The 8,811-nt window shown below is 61.5% G+C and carries 6 protein-coding genes and 1 pseudogene; 1 reads left to right on the forward strand and 6 read right to left on the reverse strand.

Going from position 1 to position 8,811, the window contains the following annotated elements; genetic code table 11:
* Positions 1-404 (forward strand): annotated as a pseudogene (gbcA, locus tag D8U70_RS12555) (glycine-betaine demethylase subunit GbcA); the annotation flags it as partial.
* Positions 405-1,332: 928 nt separating this feature from the next.
* On the opposite strand, the gene D8U70_RS12560 reads toward gbcA, so the two are convergent.
* From D8U70_RS12560 to D8U70_RS12585, 6 genes are all read right to left on the reverse strand, one after another.
* Complete coding sequence (locus tag D8U70_RS12560; RefSeq protein ID WP_024014592.1) at positions 1,333-2,103, reverse strand: electron transfer flavoprotein subunit beta; 771 nt, start codon at positions 2,101-2,103, stop codon at positions 1,333-1,335.
* 9 nt (positions 2,104-2,112) lie between these two features.
* On the reverse strand, positions 2,113-3,333 hold the full coding sequence (locus D8U70_RS12565) for an electron transfer flavoprotein subunit alpha/FixB family protein (RefSeq protein ID WP_073476466.1): 1,221 nt from the start codon (positions 3,331-3,333) through the stop codon (positions 2,113-2,115).
* Positions 3,333-5,282: a dimethylglycine demethylation protein DgcB gene (gene dgcB / locus D8U70_RS12570; RefSeq protein ID WP_130928999.1), complete on the reverse strand. Its 1,950-nt coding sequence runs from the start codon at positions 5,280-5,282 to the stop codon at positions 3,333-3,335. The genes D8U70_RS12565 and dgcB overlap by 1 nt, the downstream gene beginning before the upstream one ends.
* 160 nt (positions 5,283-5,442) lie before the next feature.
* Entirely contained in the window at positions 5,443-7,503 is a 2,061-nt protein-coding gene (dgcA, locus tag D8U70_RS12575) for a dimethylglycine demethylation protein DgcA (protein ID WP_041476756.1), read from the reverse strand.
* 15 nt (positions 7,504-7,518) lie between these two features.
* Positions 7,519-8,049 carry a 4-vinyl reductase gene (locus tag D8U70_RS12580; RefSeq protein WP_073476461.1) on the reverse strand — a complete coding sequence of 177 codons (531 nt, stop codon included), beginning with the start codon at positions 8,047-8,049 and terminating at the stop codon, positions 7,519-7,521.
* A 78-nt stretch (positions 8,050-8,127) separates the two neighbouring features.
* Positions 8,128-8,811: membrane dipeptidase (locus tag D8U70_RS12585; protein WP_130929000.1), on the reverse strand; the 684-nt coding region annotated here is incomplete at its 5' end.

The raw sequence follows: 8,811 nt of genomic DNA on the forward strand, positions 1-8,811 counted from the left end.
GCCGCATCAAGAACCCGGACCTGGGCTCGATGCGCATCCTGCACCTGCCGCACTCGTGGAACCACTGCATGGGTGATCACATCATCGTCTTCACCGTGTGGCCGATCAGCGCTCAGGAAACCATGGTCACCACCAAGTGGCTGGTGCACAAGGATGCGGTGGAAGGTGTCGATTACGACGTCGAGCGCATGCGCCAGGTGTGGGACGCGACCAACGATCAGGACCGCCGTCTGGCTGAGGAAAACCAGCGCGGGATCAACTCCACCGCTTACCAGCCGGGGCCTTACTCGAAGACCTATGAATTCGGTGTGGTCAACTTCGTCGACTGGTACAGCGAGCGGATGTTGAACAACCTCGGGGCAGAGCCTGCGCCTTACCTCAAAGGTGTACCGGTTCAGGGCTGATCAGGAGCAAAAGATCGCAGCCTGCGGCGGCTCCTACAGGTGGAATGCATTCCCCTGTGGGAGCGAGCCTGCTCGCGAAGGCGTTCTGACCTACATCACAAGTCTGATTGATCAATTTCCGATCAACCACCCCCGCCCCCATACCCACCAAGCCCTCCAGCCTTCCGCAAACAAGTTATCCACACACCCGCCCACAGCAAATGGGGGTAACTGTGGATGAGTCAAAAAATATCTTGCTGATTTGCAAAGAAAAACCGTGACTTATTCTGAATCGCAGTTTCTGAAAACGATCGATCGTTTTTTGATCAACGCCATGCAGACCACGGTTTCAAAGGCCTCCAGCGGGTAGCGAACACGTTATCCACAGAAGCGCCAACAGAGATCGGGGACAACTTTCACTCTTCTGTGGAAAACACCTATGACTGGGGAAAACCCGTTCGTCTTAACAGCTCTCGGCGCCCGGGGATCACATTTGATCAATAATTGATCAAGCCAATGGAAGCCACGGTCCATATTGCCTACAGCTGATAGCGAACATCTTATCCACAGAAGCGCCAACAGAGATTGGGGGCAACTTGTCGATTTATACCGAAGGAAAAGCCCGAGAAATCCGTGAGTTACGCTGATCGTTTTTTGATCTTATGGCTGGAAGGCTTGAATGGCGTGGGGTGCGCGGAAGGGCGAACACGTTATCCACAGCTTCGCCAACAGGGAATGTGGGTAAGCCGCTTCCCCTCACCCCAACCCTCTCCCAGAGGGAGAGGGGGCCGACCGCGTCGACTAGTGAGGTTACATCGACCTGAAACATTGTATTGATCTCAGGCTTGGCCAGACCAAGGCCACCGCCATGTCGCAGGTCGGTGTACTTGGCCAATTCGCCGCGGTAGGTCCCCTCTCCCTCTGGGAGAGGGCTAGGGTGAGGGGCTTTTCAGCGGACAACGCCTTCTTCAATCAGCAACTTCAGAATCGCCTCAGCCCCGGCCTGGGCAGTCACGCCCTTGAGCACCTGCCCCCCGCCTCCACTGGCCTTGGCCGTCGCGGCCTTCATCCGGTCGGCGCCGCTCTTGGCCTTGATCACCTTCAAGCGCTTGGGCCGTGGCTTGGCCGGCTGCAGCGTGGCGACGGCCAACAATTGGTCCTCCACCACTTCAACGTCATCGGCGGCCAATTCGCCCCGTCGCGCCGGGCCATACGCACTTTGCCGAGGCTTCGGCGCGGCGTTATCCACAGTGGCCAGAAACGGCAGTTTGACCTTCAAGCGGCGTCGCTGGCCGCGCGGCAACGCTTGCAGGACCAGCGCTGAACCATCATTGATCGATTCGACCTGCGCCAGGCCTACCACCAGCGGCCAGCCCAGACCTTCCGCCAGCAGGAACGGCAACATTCCTGAACCTTCGCCGGTTTCCGCCTGGCTACCGGTCAGCACCACCTGCGCACCGGCATCGCGCAAGTACGCGGTCAGCGCCGGCAAGGCATCGGCGCCAGCGGGTTGTTCCAGCACATGCAGCTGTTCCAGGCCCATGCCCAGATAGGCACGCAGGGCCGGTTCGGCGACATCACCGGCGTGCAGCACCTGCAGGTTATCCCCAGCCAGTTGCAGGCCCAGTTCCACCGCGCGCGCATCCTGATCGGCGCGCCGTGGCCGACCTGAGGTCGGGTGAGCGCCGATCGAGACCAGACTGATAACGTTCGTGTTCATAGGGTTTCCTTAAGCCGCATCGCGCTTGGCTTCGTTGCGGTAAGCCGCGACCGCTTCGATCAACGCTTGCAGAATCTCTGCGCTTTCGCCGATCACCGAGAGGTCGGCACGCTTGATCATGTCGCAACCCGGATCGAGGTTGATTGCCACCACCTTGTCGCAGGCGCCAATGCCTTGCAGGTGTTGGATCGCGCCAGAGATACCCACAGCCACATAAACCCGCGCAGTGACCCAGGTGCCGGACGCGCCAACCTGGCGATCCCGGGCCATGAAGCCATCGTCCACCGCAACCCGCGAAGCGCCTTCGGTGGCGCCGAGCGCCGCCGCTGTTTCGTGAAACAGCTGCCAATCCTTGACCCCGTTGCCGCCGGAGAAAATGAATTCCGCTTCGGCCATCGGAATCGCTGCCGGATCCACCGCCACGGCACCAAGATCTTCGATTCGCGACAAGCTGCGCGCGACGCTTGTGGATAACTCCACTGGCAACGCTTCGTGACGGGTTTCGCTGACCGGCTCTGCGCATTCGGCAGCGGCGAGAATCAACCGCGCCACTGGACGCGCCAGGTCTTGCAATCCGGCCCCGGCGCGGCCGATGCATTCCTGATCCTTGACCTGCCAGACACGCGTGGCCGGGCGCTCACCCAACGCTGCAGCAAAGCGCCGGCCGAGTTCGCCGCCACCGCTGCGGCTGTCCGGCAGCAACCAGTGACGCGGGTTGAATTGGTTATCCACAGCGCGCAAACCCTGCACCCGCTGCTCCGGTGCATAACCGCTGAATTCCTCGCCTTCCAGCACCAGCAGGCGATCGACGCCAGCAGTTTCGAAAGCGCTTTCCTTGTGCTCGCCGAACACCACGGCGAGCACTGCACCATCTCTGCCGGCCAGTTGGTGAGCGAGGCCGAGCAGATCGCGGTCGTGGCTGCTCAGGCGACCGCCGACCATATCCGGCACCACGCTGATGTAGAACGCCGGAGCCGGTACCTGATGCAGCGGCAACTGCACTTCAACAGCAGCCGAGCGTTTGACCGCCCCGCCCTGCTGCGCGCCGCTGCGGTCAATGCGTTTGATGCCGTTGGGGCCGATAAAACCCATGCCGTGCAGATTCTTGCGGATGACGCCATTGGGCCCCATCCAGCTGTGTTGCGCCGGTTGCATCGCCGCGTGCAGCGGGTGCAAACGGTTACGGGCAATCCATTCGGCGCGCGGGTCGCGGCGGATAATGTCGCTCATCAGTGCACCTCCGCAGGTTCACGTTTGGCCGGCGTGGCAGGCTTGCTTGGCGCGGCGTCCTCAAGCAACGCGTCGGCGACCAGTTCGGCGATGTCCTTGATCAGCGGACGCGGTTCGACCACGCCTTCGAGCATCGCCGTGCACTGTGGACAACCCACCGCCACCAGTTCGGCACCGGTTTCGCGGATGTCTTCCATGCGCATGTCGGGGATGCGCTGTTTGCCCGGAATGTCAGTGATCGGCGCGCCGCCACCACCGCCGCAGCAGCGCGAGCGGAAGCCGGAACGTTGCATCTCTTTGACTTCAATGCCGAGGGCACGTAGCACTTCGCGCGGCGCTTCGTACTCGCCGTTGTAGCGGCCCAGGTAGCACGGATCGTGATAGGTCACGCTGTTGCCTTTGTGCTGACCGAGGTTGAGCGCGCCGGCCTGAATGATTTCCGCCATGTAGGTGCTGTGGTGCTGCACCAGGTAGTTGCCATCGAAGGCGCCGTACTCGTTTTTCAGCACATGGAAACTGTGCGGATCGCAGGTGACGATGCGGTTGAAGCTGTATTTGGCCAACGTCTGGATGTTGCGCTTGGCCAGCAACTGGAACGTCGCTTCGTCGCCGAGACGCCGCGCCACATCGCCGCTGTCACGTTCTTCAAGGCCGAGCACGGCGAAGTCGATGTTTGCCGCTTTCAGCACTTTGACAAACGCGCGCAGGGTGCGCTGGTTGCGCATGTCGAAGGCGCCGTCGCCGACCCAGAACAGCACGTCGGTGGATTTCTTCTCACTGAGCAGATTGAGGTTCAGATCCGCCGCCCAGTTCATCCGCCCGCCCGGGGCGAAACCGCCAGGGTTGTCGGTTGCAATAAGGTTCTCGAGAACTTCGGCACCCTTGTTCGGCGTCGCGCCTTTTTCCAGGGTCAGATGCCGGCGCATGTCGACGATCGCATCGACGTGCTCGATCATCATCGGGCACTCCTCGACGCAGGCACGGCAGGTGGTGCACGACCACAGGGTTTCTGCGTCGACCAGACCGTTGACGATCGGTTGGTGCGGATTGCCGCCATGCTCGCCGATCGGTTTGCCTGGATACGGGCTGCCGGCGAACTTCGCGTCGGTGCCGCCAGCGAGGCCGACGACCATGTCCTGAATCAGTTTTTTCGGGTTCAGCGGCTGGCCGGCGGCGAAGGCCGGGCACGCTGCTTCGCACTTGCCGCACTGCACGCAGGCGTCGAAACCGAGCAACTGGTTCCAGGTGAAATCCTTGGGTTTTTCCACGCCCAGCGGCGCATCGGGATTGTTCAGGTCCAGCGGCTTCAAACCGGTCGAGCGCCCGCCGCCGAAACGTTCCGGGCGACGGTGCCAGGCCAGGTGCAGAGCACCGGCAAAGGCGTGTTTCATCGGCCCACCCCAGGTCATGCCGAAGAACAGTTCCGACACGCCCCACAGCACGCCAACACCGAGGATGGCGGCGAGCACCCAGCCGCCGAAGTTTTCCGGCAGGATCCCCGCCACCGGCAGGGTCACCAGGAAAAACGACGCGGAGAAGGCCAGCAGGCTTTTCGGCAGGCGCATCCACGGGCCTTTCGACAGACGCGCAGGCGGATTGACCCGGCGCAGGTACATGAAGATCGCGCCGACGAACATCACCGCCGACATCAGCAGCAAGGCGTAGCCAAGGATGCGGTTATGCAGGCCGAAACCGTGCACCAGAATGGCCAGCACAATCGACGCCACCGCACCGCCCGCCGTGGCGACGTGGGTGTTGGCAATGTATTTGTCCCGCGCCACAACGTGGTGCAGGTCGACCATGTAGCGCTTGGGCATGGCCAGCAGACCGCCGAGCAGATCGACCTTCGCCGCCCGCCCCCGGCGCCACATGTTCATCCGCCGCAACGCGCCGAGGACCGCAAGGCCGATGGCGGCGAACAACAGGATTGGAAGAAGGGTGTTCAACATGGTGAAGCTCCCACCAGACAGCCTGGAGAAACACGGCGTTCGATGATCGTTCCCACGCTCTGCGTGGGAATGAATCCCGTGACGCTCTGCGTCACAAAGGACGCGGAGCGTCCCTGGCTGCATTCCCACGCGGAGCGTGGGAACGATCAGTTAACGTGTCTTAGAAATCCTTGCAGAGTCGCAGGGCGTCATAGATCGCGGCGTGGGTATTACGCTGCGCCACGCAGTCGCCGATGCGGAACAGCAAGTAGCCGTCGCCCGCTTCGCTCAGCGAAGGTTGCGGCTGAATCGCGAACAGCGCTTCGACGTCGATCTGGCCCTTGTTGCGCGAGCCGTCCTTGAGGGCGTAGTAGATTTCCTCGTCCGGGCGCACGCCGTTTTCGACGACCACCTGATCGACCACCCGCTCCTCTTTCGCACCGGTGTATTCGTTCTCCAGCACCGCGATCAGCTTGTCGCCTTCGCGGTAGACCTTCTCCAGCATCATGTCGCCGGTCATGATCACTTCTTTCGGATACATGCTGCGGTAGTAGGTCGGGAACGATGTGCCGCCGATGGCCACGCCCGGTTTGATGTCGTCGGTAACGATCTCGACCTGGCTGCCCTTATCGGCGAGGAAGTCGGCGACCGACATGCCGGTGAACTCGCAAATGGTGTCGTAGACCAACACGTTCTTGCCCGGCGCAACCTTGCCGTCGAGCACGTCCCAGCTGCTGACCACCAGCCCTTCGGCCGCGCCCCAGTGCTCGTTCTGCTCAAGGTACGGATGACCGCCGACCGCCAGTACCACCACATCCGGACGCAGGTCCATGATGGTGTCGGCATCCGCCGCCGTGCCCAGGCGCAGATCGACTTTCAGCCGCGCCAGTTCCAGCTGGAACCAGCGGGTGATGCCGGCGATCTGGTCACGCTGCGGTGCTTTCGATGCGGTGGTGATCTGCCCGCCGATGAAGTCTTTTTTCTCGAACAGCGTGACGTCGTGGCCACGCTCGGCAGCCACGCGTGCGGCTTCCATCCCGGCCGGGCCGGCACCGACGATCACCACCTTGCGTTTCGGCCCGGTGGATTTCTCGATGATGTGCGGCACGCCCATGTATTCACGGGAGGTCGCGGCGTTCTGGATACACAGCACGTCCAGCCCCTGATACTGACGGTCGATGCAATAGTTGGCGCCGACGCACTGCTTGATCTGGTCAATCTGGCCCATCTTGATCTTGGCGATCAGGTGCGGGTCGGCGATGTGCGCGCGGGTCATGCCGACCATGTCGACGTAACCGCCCTCAAGAATGCGCGTGGCCTGGTTCGGGTCCTTGATGTTCTGCGCGTGCAACACCGGCACCTTGACCACTTCCTTGATCCCGGCAGCCAGGTGCAGGAACGGCTCCGGTGGATAACTCATGTTCGGAATAACGTTGGCCAGGGTGTTGTGGGTATCGCAACCCGAGCCGACCACGCCGATGAAATCGAGCATGCCGGTGTCGTCGTAATACTTGGCGATCTGCTTCATGTCCTCGTGGGACAAGCCGTCCGGGTGGAACTCGTCACCGCACAGGCGCATGCCCACGCAGAAGTCGTCACCGACCTCGGCGCGCACGGCTTTCAGGACTTCCAGGCCGAACTTCATCCGGCCTTCGAAGCTGCCGCCCCATTCATCGGTACGCTTGTTGACGCGCGGGCTCCAGAACTGGTCGATCATGTGCTGGTGCACGGCCGACAGTTCGACGCCATCGAGGCCACCAGCCTTGGCCCGGCGCGCAGCCTGGGCGTAGTTGCCGATCACTCGCCAGATCTCTTCCGGCTCGATGGTTTTGCAAGTGGCGCGGTGCACCGGTTCACGGATGCCCGAGGGCGACATCAAGGTCGGCCAGTTGAAACCGTCCCAGCGCGAGCGACGACCCATGTGGGTAATCTGGATCATGATCTTGGCGCCATGCTTGTGCATGGCGTCGGCCAGATTCTGGAAGTGCGGAATGATCCGGTCGGTGGACAGATTGACCGAACTCCACCATTCCTGCGGGCTGTCGATCGCCACGACGGACGAACCGCCGCAGATGGCCAGGCCGATACCGCCCTTGGCTTTCTCTTCGTAGTATTTGACGTAGCGGTCGGTGGTCATGCCACCGTCAGTCGCGTAGACCTCGGCGTGCGCGGTGCTGAGCACGCGGTTGCGGATGGTCAGTTTGCCGATCTGGATCGGCTGGAACATTGCTTCGAAAGCCATGGCACGGTCCTCGGCTTACAACGGCTTGACGATGAACAAGCCGTCATCGTGGCCCTCTTCGGAGCCTCCGTAGACTTGTTCGGCCACAGTACGGATCTTGCTGCCACGGGCTTCGAGAATCTGGTCCATGGCGCCGGCGAACCAGCCGGTGAACATGTAATCGACCTTGCGCCCGATCTTGCCGTACACGTACACGAACGCCGAGTGCTCGAGCTTGACGCTGGCAGTGCCTTTGTCGAGGTCGATGTCCTGGATCTTGAACAGGCCCCAGCCGCGCTGCGACAGGCGCTTCATGTAGTGCTCGAACACCGCGACGCCTTCCAGGCCGTGGCATTCGGCTTCCTTTTCACACCAGTGCCAGGCGGATTTGTAGCCGGCCTTGTAGAGGATCTCGGCATAGGCTTCAGCGCCGAGCACTTCCTCGATGCCCATGTGGTTGTTGACGAAAAAGTGACGCGGCACATACAGCATTGGCAGGGCGTCGGAGGTCCAGACACCGGTCTCGCTGTCGACTTCGATTGGCAATTGCGGGGCGATCTTGGCCATGGAAACTTAACTCCAGAAAATTTTGTGTGTTGCCCCCGGCGCGGATGGCCGGGGGAAAGGATTCAGAAGTGCGGCGGCTTATTCGCCCCAGACATCTTTCAAGACGTTGACCCAGTTCTCGCCCATGATCTTGCGCACCACGCGCTCGGAATGGCCGCGCTTGAGCAGGGTTTCGGTGAGGTTGGGGAATTCGCCGACGGTGCGGATGCCCAGCGGGTTGATGATCTTGCCGAAGCTGGTCAGGCGGCGGGCGTAGCCCTTGTCGTGGGTCAGGTATTCGAAGAAGTCCTGGCCGTGACCCTGAGTGAAATCGGTGCCGATACCGATGGCGTCTTCGCCGACGATGTTCATGGTGTATTCGATGGCTTCGGCGTAATCGTCGATGGTCGAATCGATGCCCTTGGCGAGGAACGGCGCGAACATGGTCACGCCGACGAAACCGCCGTGGTCGGCAATGAACTTCAGCTCTGCATCGGACTTGTTGCGCGGATGCTCTTTGAGACCCGATGGCAGGCAGTGCGAATAGCAGACCGGTTTTTGCGATTCGAGAATGACTTCTTCGGAGGTCTTGGAACCGACGTGGGACAGGTCGCACATGACGCCGACGCGGTTCATCTCGGCGACAATCTCGCGACCAAAACCCGACAGGCCGCCGTCACGCTCATAGCAACCGGTGCCGACCAGATTCTGGGTGTTGTAGCACATCTGCACGATGCCAACGCCGAGCTGCTTGAACACCTCGACATAGCCGATCTGGTCTTC

Source organism: Pseudomonas sp. Sample_20, assembly GCF_004307585.1.
In the GTDB taxonomy this organism is placed as follows: Bacteria; Pseudomonadota; Gammaproteobacteria; order Pseudomonadales; family Pseudomonadaceae; genus Aquipseudomonas; species Aquipseudomonas atacamensis.

Bases quoted from the DNA above. Each gene is read 5' to 3' on its own strand.
- D8U70_RS12560 (WP_024014592.1), bottom strand. From the start codon at position 2,103: ATGAACACGAACGTTATCAGTCTGGTCTCGATCGGCGCTCACCCGACC.
- D8U70_RS12565 (WP_073476466.1), bottom strand. From the start codon at position 3,333: ATGAGCGACATTATCCGCCGCGACCCGCGCGCCGAATGGATTGCCCGT.
- dgcB (WP_130928999.1), bottom strand. From the start codon at position 5,282: ATGTTGAACACCCTTCTTCCAATCCTGTTGTTCGCCGCCATCGGCCTT.
- dgcA (WP_041476756.1), bottom strand. From the start codon at position 7,503: ATGGCTTTCGAAGCAATGTTCCAGCCGATCCAGATCGGCAAACTGACC.
- D8U70_RS12580 (WP_073476461.1), bottom strand. From the start codon at position 8,049: ATGGCCAAGATCGCCCCGCAATTGCCAATCGAAGTCGACAGCGAGACC.